At 41.3% G+C, this 21,261-nt stretch carries 22 protein-coding genes; 20 read left to right on the top strand and 2 right to left on the bottom strand.

Translation table 11 applies throughout. The features are described 5' to 3' along the window. Positions 1–171: 171 nt before the first annotated feature. The 13 genes from gcvH (at position 172) to lonC (ending at position 11,060) form a co-directional block, all read left to right on the top strand. Positions 172–558, top strand: a complete 387-nt coding sequence (gene gcvH / locus HORE_RS12135; protein WP_015924056.1) for a glycine cleavage system protein GcvH — start codon at positions 172–174, stop codon at positions 556–558. A 1-nt stretch (position 559) separates the two neighbouring features. Continuing rightward, positions 560–1,903 carry an aminomethyl-transferring glycine dehydrogenase subunit GcvPA gene (gene gcvPA / locus HORE_RS12130; RefSeq protein ID WP_015924055.1) on the top strand — a complete coding sequence of 448 codons (1,344 nt, stop codon included), beginning with the start codon at positions 560–562 and terminating at the stop codon, positions 1,901–1,903. After that, a complete protein-coding gene (gene gcvPB / locus HORE_RS12125; protein WP_015924054.1) occupies positions 1,896–3,335 on the top strand; it encodes an aminomethyl-transferring glycine dehydrogenase subunit GcvPB in 1,440 nt (479 codons plus the stop codon). The genes gcvPA and gcvPB overlap by 8 nt, the downstream gene beginning before the upstream one ends. A gap of 389 nt (positions 3,336–3,724) precedes the next feature. Further along, a complete protein-coding gene (locus HORE_RS12120) occupies positions 3,725–4,276 on the top strand; it encodes a tetratricopeptide repeat protein (RefSeq protein WP_015924053.1) in 552 nt (183 codons plus the stop codon). 19 nt (positions 4,277–4,295) lie between these two features. Next, a complete protein-coding gene (locus HORE_RS12115; protein WP_015924052.1) occupies positions 4,296–5,195 on the top strand; it encodes a mechanosensitive ion channel family protein in 900 nt (299 codons plus the stop codon). Then, positions 5,192–5,383, top strand: a complete 192-nt coding sequence (locus HORE_RS12110; RefSeq protein WP_015924051.1) for a DUF951 domain-containing protein — start codon at positions 5,192–5,194, stop codon at positions 5,381–5,383. The genes HORE_RS12115 and HORE_RS12110 overlap by 4 nt, the downstream gene beginning before the upstream one ends. 32 nt (positions 5,384–5,415) lie before the next feature. Next, entirely contained in the window at positions 5,416–6,510 is a 1,095-nt protein-coding gene (gene ychF, locus HORE_RS12105; RefSeq protein ID WP_015924050.1) for a redox-regulated ATPase YchF, read from the top strand. A 118-nt stretch (positions 6,511–6,628) separates the two neighbouring features. Further along, on the top strand, positions 6,629–6,916 hold the full coding sequence (rpsF, locus tag HORE_RS12100) for a 30S ribosomal protein S6 (RefSeq protein WP_015924049.1): 288 nt from the start codon (positions 6,629–6,631) through the stop codon (positions 6,914–6,916). A gap of 22 nt (positions 6,917–6,938) precedes the next feature. Next, positions 6,939–7,340: a single-stranded DNA-binding protein gene (locus HORE_RS12095; protein WP_015924048.1), complete on the top strand. Its 402-nt coding sequence runs from the start codon at positions 6,939–6,941 to the stop codon at positions 7,338–7,340. Between the two features lie 17 nt (positions 7,341–7,357). Further along, positions 7,358–7,570 carry a 30S ribosomal protein S18 gene (gene rpsR / locus HORE_RS12090; protein WP_015924047.1) on the top strand — a complete coding sequence of 71 codons (213 nt, stop codon included), beginning with the start codon at positions 7,358–7,360 and terminating at the stop codon, positions 7,568–7,570. Between the two features lie 75 nt (positions 7,571–7,645). Continuing rightward, a complete protein-coding gene (locus HORE_RS12085) occupies positions 7,646–8,533 on the top strand; it encodes a YybS family protein (protein WP_015924046.1) in 888 nt (295 codons plus the stop codon). Positions 8,534–8,673: 140 nt separating this feature from the next. Further along, entirely contained in the window at positions 8,674–9,117 is a 444-nt protein-coding gene (gene rplI / locus HORE_RS12080) for a 50S ribosomal protein L9 (RefSeq protein ID WP_015924045.1), read from the top strand. 23 nt (positions 9,118–9,140) lie between these two features. Continuing rightward, entirely contained in the window at positions 9,141–11,060 is a 1,920-nt protein-coding gene (lonC, locus tag HORE_RS12075; RefSeq protein ID WP_015924044.1) for a Lon family ATP-dependent protease, read from the top strand. 241 nt (positions 11,061–11,301) lie between these two features. On the opposite strand, the gene melA is transcribed toward lonC, so the two are convergent. Then, positions 11,302–12,600 (bottom strand): alpha-glucosidase/alpha-galactosidase, encoded by a 1,299-nt coding sequence (gene melA / locus HORE_RS12070; protein WP_015924043.1) that lies wholly within the window; start codon positions 12,598–12,600, stop codon positions 11,302–11,304. Positions 12,601–12,719: 119 nt separating this feature from the next. Beyond that, the gene (locus HORE_RS12065) at positions 12,720–13,550 is read right to left on the bottom strand and encodes an AraC family transcriptional regulator (protein WP_015924042.1); all 831 of its coding nucleotides are present in this window, start codon (positions 13,548–13,550) and stop codon (positions 12,720–12,722) included. A 279-nt stretch (positions 13,551–13,829) separates the two neighbouring features. On the opposite strand from HORE_RS12065, the gene HORE_RS12060 reads away from it, so the two are divergent. The 7 genes from HORE_RS12060 (at position 13,830) to HORE_RS12030 (ending at position 21,156) form a co-directional block, all read left to right on the top strand. Continuing rightward, on the top strand, positions 13,830–14,459 hold the full coding sequence (locus tag HORE_RS12060) for a TetR/AcrR family transcriptional regulator (protein ID WP_427852760.1): 630 nt from the start codon (positions 13,830–13,832) through the stop codon (positions 14,457–14,459). Between the two features lie 149 nt (positions 14,460–14,608). After that, positions 14,609–15,844 carry an ABC transporter permease gene (locus tag HORE_RS12055; RefSeq protein WP_015924040.1) on the top strand — a complete coding sequence of 412 codons (1,236 nt, stop codon included), beginning with the start codon at positions 14,609–14,611 and terminating at the stop codon, positions 15,842–15,844. A gap of 11 nt (positions 15,845–15,855) precedes the next feature. After that, positions 15,856–17,115, top strand: coding sequence for an ABC transporter permease (locus HORE_RS12050; RefSeq protein ID WP_015924039.1), 1,260 nt, complete (start codon positions 15,856–15,858; stop codon positions 17,113–17,115). A 36-nt stretch (positions 17,116–17,151) separates the two neighbouring features. Further along, positions 17,152–17,856 (top strand): ABC transporter ATP-binding protein, encoded by a 705-nt coding sequence (locus tag HORE_RS12045; RefSeq protein WP_015924038.1) that lies wholly within the window; start codon positions 17,152–17,154, stop codon positions 17,854–17,856. Next, the gene (locus HORE_RS12040) at positions 17,792–19,090 is read left to right on the top strand and encodes an ABC transporter permease (RefSeq protein ID WP_226984169.1); all 1,299 of its coding nucleotides are present in this window, start codon (positions 17,792–17,794) and stop codon (positions 19,088–19,090) included. The genes HORE_RS12045 and HORE_RS12040 overlap by 65 nt, the downstream gene beginning before the upstream one ends. A gap of 13 nt (positions 19,091–19,103) precedes the next feature. Continuing rightward, the gene (locus HORE_RS12035; RefSeq protein ID WP_015924036.1) at positions 19,104–20,363 is read left to right on the top strand and encodes an ABC transporter permease; all 1,260 of its coding nucleotides are present in this window, start codon (positions 19,104–19,106) and stop codon (positions 20,361–20,363) included. 46 nt (positions 20,364–20,409) lie between these two features. Further along, positions 20,410–21,156 carry an outer membrane lipoprotein-sorting protein gene (locus HORE_RS12030; protein ID WP_015924035.1) on the top strand — a complete coding sequence of 249 codons (747 nt, stop codon included), beginning with the start codon at positions 20,410–20,412 and terminating at the stop codon, positions 21,154–21,156. Positions 21,157–21,261: the final 105 nt, after the last annotated feature.

Below are 21,261 nucleotides of genomic sequence, written 5' to 3'. Positions count from 1 at the left end.
AGTTATTTAATTATAAATTATTCCCGGTTTATTTTTAGTCTATTATTACAGCAGTTATTTTTAAAAATCTTGACTGACCCTGATTTTACTGGTAAAGGTTTTAAGTTGTAAGGATTTTAAGTTGTAAAATGGATAATATGAAAATAAAAAATCTATAAAGGGGGACTTAAAATGAATGTACCGGAAAATTTAATGTATACCAAAAACCATGAATGGATCAAGGTCGATGGGGATACGGCCCTGGTAGGGGTGACAGATTACGCCCAGAAGGAGCTCGGTGATATAGTATTTGTTGAACTACCGGAAGTCAGTGATGAATTTGCTCAATCTGAAGGTTTTGCAGTTCTGGAATCGGTTAAAGCTGTGTCAGATGTTTACCTGCCTGTCGGGGGAGAGGTGCTTGAAGCCAATGAAGAATTACTGGAAAACCCCGAGCTGGTAAACCAGGAACCTTATGCTTCAGGATGGCTTGTTAAGATAAAGCTGGCCGACAAAAAGGAGCTTGAAGACCTTATGAGTAGTGAAGAATATGCCAGATACCTGGAGGAGGTAGAATAAGTTGGATTATATCTCCAATACCCCTTCTGAGAAAGAGGCTATGCTAAAAAAAATAGGTGTAGAAAATGTTGAGGACCTCTTTAAACCCATTCCTGATGATGTTACCTTTAAACGGCCCTTTAATATTCCCCCGGGCCTGTCTGAACTTGAGCTGAAACGGATGATAAAGAGTAAAGCTGCCCGGAATATAAGTATGGAAGAACAGATCTGCTTTGCCGGGGGAGGGGCTTATGACCATTATATTCCGGCTCATATCGACCACCTAATATCCAGGTCTGAGTTTTATACTGCCTATACTCCCTATCAGGCAGAATTGAGTCAGGGGGTCCTCCAGGCCATGTATGAATACCAGAGTATGATCTGTGAGCTTACCGGAATGGAGGTAGCCAACTCTTCTTTGCTCGATGGCGGGTCTGCGACTGGAGAGGCTGTTCTGATGGCTTCAAGAATTAGCCGGAAGAAGAAAATCCTGATGTCAAGGGGTATAAACCCGGTTTACCGTGAAGTTGCCAGGACATATGGCAGACCCCGGGGGCTGGAGTTTATTGATCTGGGCCTGAATGAAACGGTGACTGACATGGAAGAGCTGGAACAAAAGCTTGATGAAGATACCGGGGCTGTTGTTCTTCAGTACCCCAACTTTTTCGGGTCAATTGAAGACCTCAATGTTGTTAAAAACCTGATTTCAGCACGGAAACGAACCCTGTTAATTATAGTAGTTAACCCCTTAACCCTGGGGGTTTTAAAACCACCAGCTGAGTTTGGAGCCGATATTGTTGTCGGTGAGGGCCAGGTTCTGGGTAATCCCATTAATTACGGGGGACCATATCTGGGGATTATGGCTACCAGGAAAAGATATGTAAGACAGATGCCGGGGCGGATTGTAGGGGCAACAACAGATTCTGATGGTAAGAGGGGTTATGTTTTGACTCTCCAGACCAGAGAGCAGCATATCCGCCGGGCCAGGGCTACCTCCAATATCTGTACCAATGAAGCCCTCAATGCCCTGACAGCTGCTATTTACATGGCAACAATGGGTAAAAAAGGTATTAAAGAGGTAGGCGAACAATCCTTTAAAAAAGCCCACTATATGGCTGATAGGATAGATGATATGGAGGGTTTTGAAGTGGTTAATAAAGATAACTTTTTCCATGAGTTTGTAATTAAAACCCCCCTGCCATCTGCTGAAATTGGTGAAAGACTTAAAAGAAAAGGAATACTGGGTGGCCTAGATGTCTCCCGCTGGTATTCTTTTGATGGTTTTCTGGTATGTACGACTGAAAAAAGGACCAGGGAAGAAATAGATGGGTATCTGGAGGCCCTGGAGGTGATATCCAGTGATTGAACCACTTATTAAAGATTACAGCAGTCAGGGCCGGAAGGGTTATTCCCTGCCCGAACTTGATGTACCCGATATAGATGTTAAAGAGTATTTAAAAGAGGGTTATTATCGGGAAGAGGCTCCGGACCTTCCTGAAGTCAGTGAAGTAGATGTGGTCAGACATTATACGGCCCTGTCGGAAGAGAATTATGGGGTTGATTCCGGTATATATCCCTTAGGGTCCTGTACTATGAAGTATAACCCCAAAATTAATGAAGAGATTGCCCGTCTTGATAAACTGGTGAAACTTCATCCCTACCAGGATGAAGATCAGATTCAGGGGACCCTGGAAATCATGTATGAATTAAAAGAGTATCTGGCAGAAATCAGTGGAATGGATGAGGTAACCCTGCAACCGGCTTCTGGAGCCCAGGGTGAATTGACCGGGTTATTGATTATTAAGAAGTATTTTGAGGAAAAAGGAGAAGAACGAACAAAGGTAATTGTACCCGATTCTGCCCACGGTACCAACCCCGCCAGTGCTGCGATGGCCGGTTTTAAGGTTGTTGAAATTAAATCAAACGAACGGGGTATGGTTGACCTTGAAGCCCTTAAAGAAGCAGTTGATGAAAAAGTGGCAGCCCTGATGCTTACCAACCCCAATACCCTGGGTATATTTGAAGAAGAAATCCTTGATATTGCCAAAGTAGTCCATGATGCCGGTGGCCTGCTTTATTACGATGGAGCCAATATGAATGCTATTATGGGGTATGTCAGACCGGGTGATATGAATTTCGATGTTTTACACTTTAACCTTCATAAGACTTTTTCTACGCCCCATGGGGGTGGGGGTCCCGGCTCCGGACCGGTCGGTGTTAAAGAATTTTTAAAACCATATCTGCCCCGCCCTCTATTGAAAAAAGATAATGACCGGTATTACTGGGATTATGACCGTCCCTATTCTATTGGTAAGGTTCATAGTTTTTATGGCAATTATGCCGTGATGTTGCGAGCATATACCTATATCAGGGCTCTGGGAGGGAAAGGCCTGAAAGAGGTTACTGAAAATGCGGTGTTAAATGCCAATTACCTCAAGGTCAGATTAAAAGATATATATGAACTTCCCTATGAAGAAAATAGCCTTCATGAATTTGTTCTGTCGGGTAGCCGGCAGAAAAAGAAGGGGGTCAGTACCCTTAATATAGCCAAAAGGCTTTTAGATTACGGACTGTATGCACCAACCATATATTTCCCGCTGATAGTTAAAGAAGCCTTAATGATTGAACCTACTGAAACCGAGAACCTGAAAACCCTGAATCAATTTGTCGAAACTATGAAGATTATTTCCCGGGAAATAGAAGAAAGTCCTGAATTGGTGAAAGAGGCGCCCCGGAATACCCCGGTCAGGAAACTGGATGAGGCTCAGGCTGCCCGGAACCCGGACCTGAGATGGTAGGAATACAGTATAATTAAAAAAATAGTAGTAAATAAAATATTAGTAAATAAGGGTATAGATAAATAAACCCGCCGGCTTTAAAAGTTGGCGGGTTTTTTAATCTCCTTTAAATATACATGAGTGTTTTTGAGAATAATTTTTAGCATCAATAAATTTTACCCATTAAATTATTATGGCCTAAGCCATTTGTTCCATGGTTTAGACCGGGTAAAACCTATTTTATATAGTTAGACTTATATGGTATAATAATTGAGTAATAAATGGAATTTGATTTTGCCTCATTTATAATGGTTGTTTTAAAGGTATATTATAATTATTATACTAAATGCTCCGGGGGTTAAGGGCCATAATATTACTTAAAAAACTAAACAAAACCAGGTGATTAAATCATGAAAGAAAAAGATTATCTTGAGGATATTTCTGGAGAGATAAAAGAACAATATAAAACAGGTGTACATAAGCTGGAAAGAGGGGAGTATCAGGATGCTGAAAAGGTGTTTAAAGATATCATCGAAAGGCAGTCAGATTTTGTTCCTGCCTATAATAAACTGGCTATTATAAAAATCTACCAGGGTAGTCTGGAAGAGGGGGGAGACTGGCTCAAAAAAGCCCTCGAACTGGACCATGAATATGCCCCGGCTATAACCAACCTGGGGAGTATTGAGAAAAAAAGAGGGGATCTGGAAAAGGCGAAGCAATTATATGAAAAAGCCCTCAATGCAGACCCCAAATACGGGCCTGCCTATAACAACCTTGGTGTTATTTACCGGGAACAGGGTGATTATGCCAGGTCTGTTAAATTTTTAAAAAAGGCCAGCAAGCTAAACAGTTATACTGTTGATATCAATCAGAAGTCAATGTCACTAAAAAATCCCGGTTGTCTAATGCTTATTGCGATTATAATTGGGGCATTTATTTTAATCTACTTATGGTTACAATAGTGATGGGAGGTAGGAAATTATGCCCCTGAACTGGGAAGAGGTAATAGAAATAATTTCCGGATTTTTTACCTTTGAGTTTTTAAGCAAATATATTATAAAAATCATCAGTATTGTTATTACAGTAGCTATAGCTAAAATTACTATAAAGATAGGAAATAAATTTATCGATAATATGCTTAAAAAGAAAAAGGATGACCATGTCAGTGAGAGGCGGAGACAGACCTTAAATACCCTTTTGAAAAGTATTTTAAGATATGGGGTCTATTTTTTTATGGCCCTTATTATACTTTCTATCTTTAATGTCCCGATCGCATCATTACTGGCCGGAGCCGGTATTGTGAGTGTGGCAATTGGTTTCGGAGCTCAGGACCTTGTTAAAGATATAATTAACGGTTTTTTTATTCTGTTTGAAGATCAGTACGGGGTTGGAGATTATATTGAGGCCGCCGGTGTTACCGGAGTAGTTGAAGAGATCGGATTAAGGAGTACTTTTATAAGAAGTTTTGGGGGGGAACTCCACATTATTCCCAACAGTGAAATAAAAAAAGTAACCAATTATTCTTATGGAGATATGCGCGTTCTGGTTGATGTCAGTGTCAGTTATGATGAATCCCCCTCCCGGGTAATTGAAGTTCTGGAGAATCTCTGTTACAGGATAGCCGAGGAAAAGAAGGATGTTATAACCGAAGGTCCTACTGTTCTGGGGGTTCAGGAACTGGCTGATTCCGGTATGGTAATTCGTATCTGGGCCAGAACTATCCCCATGGAACAATGGTATATCGGGCGTTATATTAAAAAACGTGTCAAAGAAACCCTTGATGAAGCAGGGATTGAAATACCTTATCCCCATATGGTATTATTAACAAAGGATCAGAAGACTGGTGACTTAAATACAGGTAACGAAGGGGTGGGAAAATGAAAGATTACCACTTAGGTGATATAGTCCGTTTTAAAAAACAGCACCCCTGTGGTGGGGATACCTGGGAAGTAATCAGAATAGGAATGGATTTTAAAGCCAGATGTACGACCTGTGGTCGAATAGTTATGATGCCCAGGCGTAAATTTGAAAAGAATGTTAAAGAAATTGTAGAAAGAGCAGGAGAATAAAAAGAGAAAATTAGTGATTGAGGAGGAAGGTCATGAAAATAGGAATTGTTGGACTACCCAATGTTGGAAAATCAACTCTATTCAATGCCTTAACCCGGGCCCGGGCCGATGCTGCCAATTACCCTTTTTGTACTATTGACCCCAATGTCGGGGTTGTAAATGTCCCCGATCCCAGGCTGGAGGTTTTAAATGAAATGTATCAACCGGCCAAAAAAACCCCGACTACCATTGAATTTGTTGATATCGCCGGACTGGTCAGGGGAGCCAGTAAGGGAGAGGGTCTGGGCAACCAGTTTCTGGCCCATATCAGGGAGGTAGAGGCCATTGCCCAGGTGGTAAGGTGTTTTACTGATGAAAATGTAACCCATGTTGATGGTGAAATTGACCCGGTACGGGATATAGAAACCATCAATACTGAATTAATGCTTGCTGATCTGGCCACAGTGGAAAAAAGAATGGAAAAGACCTCCCGGATGGCTAAAAGTGGTGAAAAAAAATATAAAGAGGAATTAAAGGTACTGGAAGAATTGAAAACAGCCCTGGCCGAAGGGAAAAGCATCAGACAGCTTGACCCGGGGGAAACGGGTAAAAGGTTAATTAAGGAACTCAATCTCCTGACTGCCAAACCAACGATTTATATTGCCAATGTCAATGAAGAAGATATGATAGATCCCTCTGGTAATAGACTTGTCAATGAAGTTAAGGAATATGCGGCCGGTGAAGGAGCCAGGGTGGTAGCCATCAGTGCCAAAATAGAGGCCGATCTGGCCGAGCTAGAAGAAGAGGAGGCTCGCCTTTTCATGGAAGAGCTGGGTCTTGAGGAATCAGGCCTGGACAGGGTTATCAGGGCCGGTTATGCCCTGTTGGACCTTATTACCTTTTTTACCGCCGGGGAAAAGGAAGTCAGGGCCTGGACGGTTAAAAGAGGGGCTACGGCTCCGGAGGCAGCCGGGAAGATCCATACCGATATGCAGCGGGGTTTTATCAGGGCCGAGGTTATCAGTTATGAAGACCTGGTTAGAGCCGGGTCTGTAGCTAAAGTCAGGGAAGAAGGTCTCCTCCGCCTGGAAGGCAAAGATTATATTGTTAAAGATGGGGATATCTGTTATTTCAGGTTCAATGTTTAAGAACCGGGCAAAAAAATGTTGAAATCCCCGGGAGGCAATGCTATAATATAGAATGAATTGCATCCATGCTCTAATTTTAAATTGGGGCCGTCAGTCCACATGGAGGAGGTGAAAAAAGATGCGTGCCTATGAGACTACTTTTATCATTAAACCCGATCTGGAAGAAGAAGCTCGCAATAATATTCTGGACAGGGTTAAGGAGATTATTGATACTAACGGTGGCAAGGTAAACGAGGTTGATGAATGGGGAGATAGAAACCTTGCCTATGAAATTAAGAATTATAATACCGGCTATTACACCCTCATTAAATTTGAAGGTGAGGCCGAAACCATTGATGAAATGGAAAGATATTTTAATCTGACAGATAGTGTTTTACGGTATTTAGTTATCAGGGAGGACAAGTAAACCTACCGGGGTGGTGACTTTATTGCTTAACCGAGTAGTATTGATTGGTCGTTTGGTTAGAGATCCTGAACTCAGGTATACCAGTAATGGAACACCGGTAAGCAACTTTACACTGGCAGTTGAACGTAATTACACAAACCAGCAGGGAGAGCGAGATGTAGATTTTATCAAGATTGTTACCTGGAGGAAGCTTGCCGAGACATGTGCCCATCACCTGGGTAAAGGTAGATTAGTAGCAGTAGATGGTTCCCTGCAGATAAGAAAAAGCGAAAGAGATGGTAGGACCTATTATAATCCAGAAGTGGTTGCTGATAATGTCCGTTTCCTGGATTGGCCAAGTGATAACAACAGGAATAAATCCAGAGATGACATAAATGAAGAGGAAGTCTTTGATATAGATGATGAGTTCGATGTACCGTTTTAAAAAGGAGGGAAAAAGCATTGGCTAGAAGAAATAAGCCCTGTTATTTCTGTACCAATAAAAAGGCAAAGCTTGATTATAAAGAAGTTAAAACCCTGGAACGTTTCTTAACAAACAGGGGCAAAATAGTTCCACGTCGGATAACAGGTAACTGTGCAAAACACCAGAGACAGTTAACAAGGGCTATTAAGAGGGCTAGAAATATAGCCTTACTCCCTTATGTTAAAGAATAATAGTCAAAGTTAAGGAGGCTTTCTAGGGAGCCTCCTTTAATTATATATATGAAGATATGTGAGGTGGTCTGGTAAATGGCTAAATTTTTAACCAGGGGGATGTTAAAAGCCCTTTTTGTTATATTAATCCTGACCTTTATCAATGTCTACATACCACCATTAAGTATATTTACCGTTTTCCTGTGGCCGTTACCGGTTATCACGGTTACTGTCCGTAATGGAATGGACCGGGCCCTTAAATTGGTATTGGTGGCAGCGCTGGTTAATGGTCTTGTTTTTCAAAATGCCCTTGTGGCCCTTTATACCATAATCGGTTTTGGCCTGATTGGGTTTGCTATTGGGGGAGCGCTGGCAGAAGGTTTTACTCCCTTTAAAACCCTTATTATTTCCATAATGGCAGTCTTATTTTCTATTCTGACAAATTATTATGCCCTGCACTTCCTCATCGGGTTTGATTTTAATACCCTTTTACAGGAAATGGCCGCTAATTTTACGCAGATAGGTGGGATGCTGGGGTATGGTCTTGATGTGGAGGAATGGGTTGCCTTCGTAAGGAGTGTTATCCCGTCTGCTCTGGTAATCGGTTCTATTATCTTTGGGAGCATTGTTTATTATCTCTCTGTAAATTTTTTAAACATCAGAAGAGATGAAGATAACAGGTTTGAGGTCTATAAACCCTTTAGATACTGGAGGTTCCCGGCCTGGCTAATTACTTCAGGCCTGGTAATAAGTCTATTCTTCCTGGATAGTGTCTTCTTTTTAAATCTCCAGATTGTTTTTCTCTTTTTATCCTTCATTCAGGGTTTATCCCTGGCCATATATTATCTGGTGGAGAGTGGTAATAAGGCATTTCTATGGGCCCTTATTCTGTTTTTCGGCTTTTTAATACATATAATGGTGTTACCGGTCGCTATCCTGGGACTGGTGGACATGTGGTTTAATTTAAGGCGGTTTAAAAAATAAATTGTGTTATAAGCTTATATTAGAGATCAGTAATATAAAATTTAAAAAACAGTAATATAAAATTTCCTGAAGATAGTTAATATTTCTATTGTAAACAGAAATAAGATATTATAAAATTAATTATGGAGGGACCAGGAAAAATGAAGGTAATTTTAAAAAAAGATGTTAAAAAATTGGGTAAAAAAGGTGACGTGGTTAGTGTATCTGATGGTTATGCCCGCAATTATTTAATTCCCAGGGGACTTGCCGAGGAAGCAACCCGGGGAAATATTACGCAGTTAAAAGAAAAAGAAAAGATTAAAGAGAAAAAACACCAGCAAAAAATAGAAGAGGCCCGGGACATGGCCAGCAAACTTGAAAAGGAAAAATTTGTAATAAAGGTTAAATCAGGTGAAAATGGCCGTTTGTTCGGGTCAGTAACAACCAAGGATATAGCCGAGACAGTGAAAAAAGCCGGTTATAAAATAGACAAAAGAAAAATAGACTTAGATGATAATATTAAAGCCCTGGGAACATACCGGGTGCCTGTAAAAATCTTTGAGGATGTAGTAGCAACTTTAAAAATTCAGGTTGTTGAAGCCTAGTTAAACCCTGGGGAGTGAAAAAAATGTCCTTCTTGGATGGCCTTTTTAGTAAAGATGATAATAAAATAAAAAAGGCTGATAAAAAAGAAAAAGAACTTAAAGTATTGTACAAAAAAGCCAATGATTATTATGGTAAGGAACAGTTCATACTTAAAGCAGGGAAGGTTAATGCCCTGGATTTAATAAGTTCCAGTAAATTATTTGATAAACTGACAGCCCTGGAGAGAATAATTTATGAAGACCCTACCATCCAGGTGGGAAAGGGAAATTTTGAGGAACGAATTTTAAAATTAGAGGATAAGATTGCTGACATGCTGGCCGAGCGCTCCGTTGAAAAGGATATTGAAGAACAGATTGCCGAGAGGATGGAGAAGAGGCAGCGTGAATATATTAAGGAGATTAAAAAGGAAATAGTCAATGACGATCCTCCAGATAATCCGGAAACATTAAGAAGACTGGCCCGGCTTGAAAAGCTGGATGCCAGGAGTTTAAATAAATCTGTCATTGATCTGGTTAGGCCCAAATCACTTGATGAGATAGTGGGTCAGCAGCGGGCTTTAAAGGCCCTTGTTTCCAAAATTGCTTCTCCCTACCCCCAGCACGTAATCCTATATGGACCCCCGGGGGTGGGTAAAACTACGGCTGCCCGACTGGCCCTGGAAGAGGCCAAGAAGAGGCAAAATACCCCTTTTTACGGGGATTCAAAATTCGTTGAAGTTGATGGGGCGACCCTGAGGTGGGACCCGAGGGAAGTTACCAATCCCTTGCTGGGCTCAGTTCATGACCCCATATACCAGGGTGCCAAAAAAGTTCTGGCCGAGGGTGGAGTCCCGGAACCCAAGACAGGGCTGGTAACCGAAGCCCATGCTGGTATCCTCTTTATCGATGAAATAGGGGAACTGGATCCAATGCTTCAGAACAAACTGTTGAAAGTAATGGAGGATAAAAGGGTTAAGTTTGAATCTTCCTATTATGATAAAAATGATGAAAATATCCCCTTATATATTAAAAAGCTCTTTGAAGAAGGGGCTCCGGCTGATTTTATTTTAATCGGAGCTACCACCAGAAGTCCCAGTAAAATAAATCCTGCTTTCCGCTCCCGGTGTGCAGAGGTATTCTTTAATCCCCTGTCCCGGGAAGATATACAGCAAATTGTTATTAATGCTGTCAAAAAACTCACGGTAAAAATTGAGGATGAAATACCGGAGATAATAAGTGAATATACGACTGAGGGGAGAACAGCTATAAACCTACTGATAGATGCCTACAGCCTTGTCCTCTATGAAAATGAAGGAGCTGACGAGCAGGAGCTTATAATTACCAGGGATAAGCTCTTTGAAGCTATCCAGAACCGGCGAATGATTCCCCACAACAAGATTAAGTCCAGTGAAAAATCAGAAATTGGAAAGGTCTTTGGACTGGGGGTCAATGGTTACCTTGGTACAGTTATTGAAATTGAAGCCGTTGCCTTTACAGCCGAGGAAAAGGGTAATGGTAAGCTGAGATTTAATGAAACCGCCGGTAAAATGGCTAAAGATTCCCTTTTTAATGCTGCAGCTGTAATCAGAAAAATAACCGGGAAGAAAATGAAGGATTATGACCTCCATGTCAATATTGTCGGGGGAGGTAATGTAGATGGTCCTTCGGCCGGTATTGCGATGCTGCTGGCTTTAATAAGTGCTATTGAGGAAGTACCCTTAAAACAGGATATAGCTGTGACCGGTGAGGTTTCAATCAGGGGTAATATTAAACCGGTCAGTGGTATCAGGGAAAAGATATATGCCGCCGAACAGGCAGGAATGAGAGAGGTTTTGGTTCCCGCTGAAAATATGATAGATATACAGGAGGACTGGGATATAAAGGTAACCCCGATATCTACGGTAGAAGAAGCCCTGAAGCGGGTTCTTATTGACCAGGATCAATTAAAGCTATCAATTATTTAAGTTAACAAACCTGCAGGTGTTAAGCCTGCAGGTTTTTATTAATTTAAATGAAATTATACACAGGTGTTTATTGTCGATAATTACTGACATCAATAATTATTAACCTTTATTCTTAAAAGTAATTGTTTGCAAATGTTGATTTAATTAGAGGGCCATCGAGGCTGTCACTTATCTTATTAGATGATTGTGGTCAAAATCAAATGATTACAACTGAAGGTTAAATTGCTCTTATAAGTTATTTTTATTTATATTCAGGGAGCCAGTCACCATGGGCTTCAATCATATCATCAACCAGGGCATAAATCTCATCAATAGATAATTCGGCAGCTGTATGAGGATCCAGCATGGCTGCCTGGTAAATGTATTCTTTTTTCCGGGTCAGGGCAGCTTCAATGGTCAGCAACTGAACATTGATATTTGTCCGGTTCAGGGCAGCCAGTTGAGGTGGCAGGTCTCCCACATAACAGGGGGTAACCCCACTCCTGTCCACCAGGCAGGGAACCTCTACACAGGCATCTTCAGGGAGGTTGGTAATAAGCCCTGTATTCAGGACGTTCCCCCCAATTTTATAGGGCTTATCTGTTTCCATGGCTTCCATAATATAGGAAGCATATTCATGGGTCCGACTGTGTTCAAGATTATCATTGTGGACCAGTTTGTCTTTCATCTCTTCCCAGTCTTTTATTTGTTGTTCACAACGGCGAGGATACTCATCGAGAGGAATATTATATTTTTCGATTAATTCAGGGTAGTTGCTTTTGATGAAATAGGGCATATATTCAGCATTGTGTTCACTGGATTCGGTGACATAGTAGCCAAAGCGTTCCATTATTTCATACCTGACCATGTCATCATGGGGTTTTTTTCGGGCCCGGGCCTTTTCTTTAATTTCAGGATAAAGGTCCCGGCCGTTTCTGGTTATTTCCAAAAGCCAGGCCATGTGGTTAATACCGGCTATCTTCCACTGGACGTTTTCAGTACTCATTCCCAGGTCTTTAAGTAGATCAGGAACACAGGTCTGGACACTGTGGCAGAGGCCAACTGTCTTAACATTGGTTGCTTTGAGCATAGCCCCGGTTAAAATGGCCATGGGATTGGTATAATTTAAAAACCAGGCGTCAGGACATACTTCTTCAATATCCCTGGCAAAATCCAGGAGGATCGGTATAGTTCTTAAGGCCCTGAAAATACCACCGATACCCAGGGTATCCCCGATGGTCTGTCGTAAACCGTATTTTTTCGGGACCTCAAAATCGGTAACAGTACAGGGTTTGTATCCACCTACCTGGATAGCGTTAACAACGTAGTCAGAATCCCGGAGGGCTTCTTTACGGTCTGTATAAGCAACAATTTCTGCCCTGTTTTGGTTTGAGTTTCTATTAATACTTTTAAGCATTTGTTCAGATTCCCGTAAGCGCTGGTGATCAATGTCATACAGGGCGATATGGGAATCTCTTAAGGCCGGGGTTAACATACAATCCCCCAGAACATTTTTAGCAAATACAGTACTTCCAGCCCCGAGAAATGTTATTTTAGGCATCTGGATTCCTCCCTTTTTATTATTGCAACTGTAGTATATAATAACTTTGATTAAACTTAAATGGTTTAATGTTGTTTCAATATGTAATAATGTGACACTTGGTCTATATGACTATGGTTTTATGATTGTTTTTGATAATGCAGAGGGGATATCCCCTTTGTTTTTTTAAAGGTTTTAGAAAAAGTTAGAGGGTCTTTATAACCAACAGATCGTGATATATCACCAATACTTAAATTTAAATTTCTGTTTTTCATTAGCTCACAAGCCTTATTAATTCTGTAATTAATAAGGTATTGCTGGGGAGAAGTATTTAAAAACTCATTAAAAATAGACCATAGATAACTCCTGTCGAGACCAACATGATTTGCTATATCAATTACCTTAATATGTCGGGAATAATTTTTCTCAATATATTCTATAGCTTTTTTTATGTAATTTTCCTTTGAATTATTATCGGGAGTAGAGCCAGATACATTTAGTTCAATCAGGTGTGATAAAAAAACATAAATAAGCCCGATCAGTTTAATTTCCCGTGATCTCTTTAATTTACGGGCTGCGGTCATTTCCTCAAATATAAACCTGAGGGGACTACCATCAGTATCAGAGAATACCGGATTAGCCAGGCTGAGGTTGGCCCGGTTTAAATAGTCTTTAGCTTTAAGCCCATGAAAACCAATCCAGGCATATTCCCAGGGGTTGTGCCTGTCAGCCTGATAGTATGTTACTATATCAGGGCAGATTAAAAAGCCCTGTCCTGCCTCTAAATGGTAAGTATTCTCTCCTACCTGGAAAATACCCCTTCCATTATATATGAAGTGAATTAAATAATGATCCCTGACGGCAGGCCCATAAGAATGACCCGGTTTGCATTTTTCTTGACCACATTGGTAAATATCAATATCGGTGAGATTAAGCCTGTTAACATCAATATCTTTATGGTTGTAAGCCACCAAGACCCCCCTTTTTTCTTTTACTATTATCTAACATTATACCATATGTAGAAGTTGATTATCGAGGCAAGGGAGTCTTTATAAAGTTAATAATTATCTATAGTTATAAATTATATAGAGGTAACAAATATTAATAACTGCCATAATAAATTGACATTTATATAAAAAGGGTATATAATGTGAATAAAGCTTCATATGAAAATAGATTCATATGAAGGCGGGTTCACCATAATGGGTATATTGGGGTATAAAAAGTTACATAATTTAAATGAGAGGGGGGTGAATATATTGCCAACTTCAACATTTTTTAACCTTCCAGAAGAAAAAAAGAAAAGGGTCATTGAAGCAGCCCTCGATGAGTTTGCCGCTTATCCTTATCATAAAGCCAGTGTTACCAGGATAATTAAAAGGGCAAAAATAGCGAGTGGTAGCTTTTATCAGTATTTTAAGGACAAAAAGGATTTATATAAATATATTCTGGAGCTGGGTACCGAAAGGAAGTTTGAATACCTGGGCCCGGTTTTAGAGAAGCAGAATGAGTATGATTTCTTTGAGTTATTACGACAATTGTATGTCAGGGGAATAAAGTATGCCCGGGAAAACCCCAGGCTGGAGGCTATTGCCAATAAGCTCATCAGTAATAAGGACAGTGAAATCTATGTTGAAATCATCGGAGAACAAAGACCCCGGACGGCAAGGTTTTTCAGGGCTCTCCTGGAGGACGGGATAAAAAAAGGGGAGATCGATAGTGAGGTCGATATAGACCTTGTAGCCCATATGTTAATTACCTTAAACCTGGCTCTTTCAGACTTTGTTTATAAAGATGGCAAGGTAGATATGGATGATATGGTTTTAATCGATAAAATGCTGTATGTTATTGAAAATGGAATTAAAAACAAGAGCAAATAGTTGCCGTTTGCCTTTTTAATGATTATGGTCAGAGGTTAATTTATTCTCATGGAATTTGCTTAATTCTTAATGGCTAAGTTAAAGGTAAGTTAAAGGGGGAATGAGATATGCCATTCCAGAAAAGTAAAACATCAGAGGGGGGAGGATAAATGTTTCTCGCTAAACTGGCATTTAAAAACCTGGTGCGCCACCGGAATCGAACCCTGATAACAGCAAGTATTATTGCAATTGCCATATTCTTTTTTCTTCTCCTTGATTCATTAATCGGCGGGATGACCGAAATGTCCTATGATACTATCATTAATTATGAGGCCGGACATCTTCAACTTGCCCACCGGGAATACTGGGAGGAAGAGGAAGAACTGCCCCTGGAAAACCTTATAAGTGGAGGCCAGATTTTTACTTCTATAGAGGAGGTACCGGGGTATTATGGCAGCTCACCGGAACTTAATTTTCCGGCCCGGCTAAACAATGGGTTTAATGAACTTCCGGTTATGGGAAAGGGGATTATTCCCGATAAATTTACCCGGGTCTTTCCCATTAAAGATAAGTTTGTCGAAGGGGAGATGTTTTCCCGGGGAGAATACAAAGTGGTTATGGGGAAGCGGCTTGCTGAATTGATGAAATTACAGTTAGGGGATTATATCACCCTGCTGGTAAAAGATAAAAATGAAACCTTTAATACTATCGAAGCAGAAATATCTGGTTTGATTCACACCGCTAACCCCAATGTTAATCGTAATATTGTGTACCTTCCCCTTGATATTGCCCAACAGACCCTTGGTGTCGGTAACCGGGTGAGCAAGGTTATTGTAAGGCTGGAAGATAAGGAACTGGCCAGTATGGCTGCCAGGGAACTGAAAAAGCAACTGGGGAAAACCGAGACTGGACTGGGGGTTTACCCCTGGAGTGAACTGGAGGCTGTTACCATAGCGGGAGCTAAAAATGCAGGTAACCAGCTGGTGTTAACTATTATTTTAATAATTGCTGCCATTGCTATTATCAATACTGTTATCCTGGCGGCCCTGGAAAGAATGGAAGAAATCGGGATGATGAAGGCTATGGGTCTACGGGTCAAAGAGATTGTCTTTGTGTTTGTTGCGGAATCAACCGGCATAGGAATCCTCGGAGGCTCAGTCGGTATCCTTATGGGAGCAATTGGTGTCTGGTTTTTAAACTCCTACGGGATAGATTTTTCAATAATGACCAACATGGATATGACTTCATTCGGTATACCGATCCTGGGTAAGGTTTATGGGATCTGGAATCCTTCGTCCTTTATAATGGTTTTTGCCTTCGGGATTGTTGTTTCCCTATTATCGAGTATTCTTCCAGCTTACTGGGCGGCAGCCAAGGACCCAATTAAGGCGATTTATCATCGTTAGGGGGGTGTAAAATGTCGTATCTTTTTAAAATTGCCTTCAAAAATTTATTCAGGCACAGGCTAAGAACTCTCGTTTCCATAGTGGCCATTGCCTTTTCGGTAATGATTGTTGTTTTTGCCCGGGGGTATATTGTAGGGTTAATTGATAGTATTTCTGCTGATCATATTCAATATAATTCAGGACATATTAAGATAGTGAACCGGGATTATCTCCAGCAGGAGCGTCTCCTTCCCCTTAATTATCCGGTAGATGGCTTTAAAGGTCAGGGAGTGGAGGAAATGGCTTCTGATTTGAAAAATATAGACAGGGTGGAGATGGTTATTCCCAGACTGAAGTTTGGGGCCATGGTAAGCACCGACAAAGAGTTGATAACCATGAATGGCTGGGGGGTTAATCCAGAACAGGAGATAGCCTTTACCAGTATTGAAGATTACCTGGTAGAGGGACGGATGATTAAACCGGGTCGCCTCGAAGTGGTGATGGGAAGTGGGTTGTTGAATAAAATAAACCGTCAGGTTGGTGATAAAGTAACGATTGTTTTCAAAACATCCTTCAACTCCCTAAGAGGAGTTACTTTTAGAATAGTCGGACGGCTGGAGACCGGTATTAAGCTGCTCAATGAAGTTGCCTTTTTTTTGCCCCTTGACCAGGCCCAGCGCCTTTTATATATGGAGGGACAGGCGACAGAATTGTTACTGGTAAGTTCTGATAAAAAGCTGGTTGACCAGATCCTTCCCGAAGTGAAAAAGGTTCTGGCAGAACGGGGAGAAGAAAATAGATATGTGGCCCTGGGGTATAAGGAAACCAGTGACCTTTTACCCTATATGGAGCTGGCTAAACTGATTTATAACCAGGTTTACATTTTTCTGGTATTACTGGCCAGTATTGTGGTTATCAATACCATGATTATGATTGTTAAAGAGAGGACCAGGGAAATAGGTATGATGTCAGCTATGGGACTGGAGAGCAGAGGTATCTTAAAGCTCTTCCTGATTGAGGGCGGTATAATAGGAACCATCGGCAGTCTGATCGGGGCTATTCTGGGCTCAGTTATAACTGACTATTTTGCCAGGACCGGCCTTAATTTTTCCTCAGCGACAGCAGGTTTCAGCCCGGAGATAGTTTTTAATTCAATTATTTATCCAGTTTCCTCAGTTGGAAATACTGTTTTTGCTTTCTTTCTGGGAGTACTGGTTGTTACCATGGGTTGTCTTATTCCAGCCAGGAGGGCAGCTCGCATGAAACCGACGGAAGCCTTACGGGAAATATAATTTTAGACCTTTTAATTAAAGTAAGGAGGAATGGTTATGTCATTACTGGAACTTAACGGCATCAAGAAAATTTATCAGCAGGGTAAGGTAGAGGTACCTGCTTTAAGAGGGGTTGACCTTAAAGTTGAAGAGGGTGAATTTACCACTATTTTTGGCCCATCAGGGTCAGGTAAAACCACTCTTTTAAATATGATAGGCTGCCTGGACAGGCCTACTGAAGGGCAGGTGTATTTCAATGGGGATACACTTAGTAATCTTTCGGAGAAAGAACTGGCCATGCTCAGACGGTTTAATATCGGTTTTATTTTTCAAAGCTATAATTTAATTCCGGTCTTGAGTGCCTATGAAAATGTTGAGTTTGCCCTCCGTTTAGTGGAAGGTAATAAAGAAAAAATAAGGAATAAGGTCCTGGATATTCTGGAGGCCGTAGGCCTTAAAGGTCTGGAAGATCGAAAACCCAATGAGCTTTCGGGGGGACAGAAACAGCGGGTAGCTATTGCCAGGGCTCTGGTTAAACATCCCAAACTGGTCCTGGCCGACGAGCCAACAGCTAACCTTGATTCTCAGACCAGTGAAGATGTCCTGAAGGTAATGCTTAAGATGAATGAAAAATTCAAGACTACTTTTATTTTTTCCACCCATGACCCCCGGGTTATGAATTATGCCCGGAGGCTAATTGAAATCAGGGATGGTCGGGTTACCAGGGATGAAAGGAGGAAAGGCCAGGATGTTTCTGGTTAAACTGGCTTTTAAGAACCTGACCCGCCACCGGAAAAGAACCCTGATTACAGCAGCTGTAATTGCCCTGGCAGTGGTTATTTACCTGATGACCGATTCCCTCCTTATAGGGATGGTAGATAAATCTTTTGAAAATGTTATCGATTTTGAGTCAGGCCACATTCAGATTGTTAATCAAAATTACTGGGAGGAGAGGGAGGACCTGCCCCTTAAAAATTTAATCAGGCCTGACAGGGAATTATTAACTTTTCTCCAAAAGGTAGATGGTTTAAAGGGTTTGACCCCGGTGTTGACCTTCAGTGCTACCCTGAATAACGGTATTGAAGAGATACCGGTAGTGGCCCAGGGAATCGATCCTCAAAGTTATTCACAGGTTTTAAGGGCAGGGGAGTATCTTGTTGAGGGTGAATTTTTGACAGGAAATAAGTCCACCGCGGTCATGGGTAAAACCCTGGCCAAGTTGATGGATTTAAAAACAGGGGACTATATAACTCTGGTAATTAAAAGTAAAGAAGGAACCTTTAATACAATAGATGTTCAGATATCTGGTCTGGTTGATTCACCCAACCCCAGTATCAATGAAAATATTGTTTTTGTTCCCCTTGAAATAGCCCGGCAGGCTTTAAATGTCAGGGGCATGGTCAGTCAGATAATTATCAGGGTAGAAGACAGGATAAGAGCCGTCGAGACAGCGAGGTTGTTATCAGATGATTTGCAAGAAGCCGGATCTTCTTTAAGGGCCTTCTCCTGGCGTAAGTCGGCCGAGTACATTGTAGCCCTGAACAAAGCCGAGAGGGTTGAAACCCAGATGATATTAGGTATTATTCTGTTAATAGCAGCTATAGGAATAATCAATTTCGTTGTCCTGGCTGCCCTGGAAAGAATGGAAGAAATCGGGATGATGAAGGCCCTTGGACTGAAACAGTGGGAGATAGTTATCGTTTTTGTTATGGAAGCTGTTGGAGTCAGCCTTATTGGAGGTATCATTGGATGCCTTGTGGGTGGAGCGGTCGTTGCCTATTTAGTTTTTTATGGAGTGGATATATTTTCCCTGGGAGGGGAAGATGCCATCAGTTCCATGGGTATCCCTGTCCTGGGACGGATATACGGGGGCTTTAATCCCGGTTCCTTCATCTTTGTTTTTAGTTATAGTGTTATTGTATCCCTGCTGGTCAGTATTTTTCCAGCACGATGGGCCGCCCGAAAGGATCCGGTTAAGGCTATCTATCACCGTTAGGGGGTGAGTTGAAGTGAAATATCTGGCAAAACTGGCCTATAAAAACCTTTACCGGCAAAAACTGAGGACGGCTGTTTCCATTGCTGCTATTGTCTTCTCGGTTGCGGTGGTTGTTTTTGCCCGGGGTTTGATTTCTGGTTTTATAGGATCGATTTATTCTGATTATATATATTATGACAGTGGCCATATTAGAATTGTTAAACAGGAATACTTAAAAAAAGAGAGGTTATTATCACTGGCCTATCCGGTTGATGGTTTTGAGGGGGAAGGCATATCCTCGATGGTGGCCAGACTGGAAGAACTGGAAGGTATAAATATGGCTTTGCCCCGGCTTAAATTTGGGGCAGTTGTCAGTACTGATGATGAACTTATTAAGATGATGGGCTGGGGTGTTGATCCGGAGAAGGAAAAGGAGTTTACTGATATTGATGAACTACTGGTTGAAGGCAGGTTTCCCCGACGGGGCATGAAAGAGATTGTGCTTGGTTCTGAGCTTCTGGCCAAACTGGATAAAGGAGTGGGGGAAAAGGTTACGGTTTTATATACCACATCATTTAATTCATTTCAGGCCACTACCTTTAAAATTGTAGGGCGGATTGAAAGTGGATTAAAACTTTTGAATGAGACTGTTTTTATGGTTCCCCTTGATGTGGCTCAAAAGGCCCTTTATATGCCGGACCAGGCTACTGAACTACTGCTGGTGACTCCGGATTTAAACAGGGCAGGTGAATATCTCCCCGGTATCAGGAAAGTCTTTGAGAGGCAGGGTGGACTGAACAATTATGCCATCCGGGCCTGGGATGATTCCAGTGGTATGATCAGGTTGATGAAAATGGCTGAAAACATTTATAATGTGATTTATGTTTTCCTGGTAGTTTTAGCGAGTTTTGTGGTTATTAATTCAATGATTATGATTGTTAAGGAGAGAACCCGGGAGATTGGAATGATGTCTGCCCTGGGACTGGGGAAAAGGCAGATACTGCAGCTTTTCGTTCTTGAAGGTGGAGTTATGGGTGTGGTCGGTAGTTTTATCGGGGCTTTACTGGGTGGTTTAATTACCAGAGTGGTGGCGGTGACAGGAATTGATTACACCAAAGCCCTGGAAGGAATGGGAGAAGATATTTTGATGCGTCCGGTAATCTATCCCGTCTTCTCTTTTGACAATATGATATTTGCCTTTGTCCTGGGTGTTGTAGTTACTTCCCTGGCGTGCCTTATTCCGGCCAGGAGGGCAGCCCGTCTTAAGCCAACTGAAGCCCTGCGTGAAATATAGTACACCGGTGAGAGAAGAAAAATTTAATTTTAAGGGGGTAAAGGAAATGTTTAATAAAACTACTAGAATACTATTACTGATAATGACAATGACTGTTGTGTTTTCTAGCCTGTCTATAGCCATAACACCTGAAGAGATTATAAACAGGCGGGATGATAATGAATATGTCCGGTCAGCTAAAATTGAGTCTGAAATGATAATTATTAAAGGTAACAGGAAGATTATTAAAACCATGGTCTCAATAACAGATGGGAAAAATGCCCTGGTGGAGTTTATTAATCCCCTCGACAGGGGGACTAAATTTTTGAAGAGGGATGACAACCTCTTTATGTTCTTCCCCGACGCCGAGGACATTGTAAAGATATCGGGCCATATGCTGGAACAGGGTATTATGGGGAGTGATCTCTCCTATAAGGATATTATGGAATCAGACAAATTAACCGAACTTTATGATTTTAAAATATTGAGAGAAGAGGAATATCAGGGGCGCCCCTGTTATGTAATGGAAGGTATAGCCCGGGAAGGGGCCGAGGTTTCCTATTACAGGAGGGTAGCCTGGATAGATAAAGAGCGTTTTATTGGCCTTAAGGAAGAGCTATATGCCCGGAGTGGCCGGTTATTAAAGGTTATGAAGGTTGATAAGGTTGAAGAGATTGAGGGGCGGTACTATCCGACTGAGTATATTACTGAAGATAAACTAATAAAAAACTCACGGACCATCTTCAGGGTTAAATCAATTAATTTTAATCCCGAAATACCGGAAAACACCTTTACTCTGCAAAATTTAAACTGAGGACTTTGTATAATGTTTTGCCAAATTAATTATTCAAAATAATTCCTGAGTAAAAATTGTTAACCAGGCCCCGGTTTCAGCCGGGGTCTGGTGATTATAATAAGA

This window comes from Halothermothrix orenii H 168 (assembly GCF_000020485.1).
GTDB classification, from domain to species: domain Bacteria; phylum Bacillota; class Halanaerobiia; order Halanaerobiales; family Halothermotrichaceae; genus Halothermothrix; species Halothermothrix orenii.
Note: the sequence above shows the minus strand (reverse complement) of the source record. Positions and strands in the feature narration are given on the sequence as shown.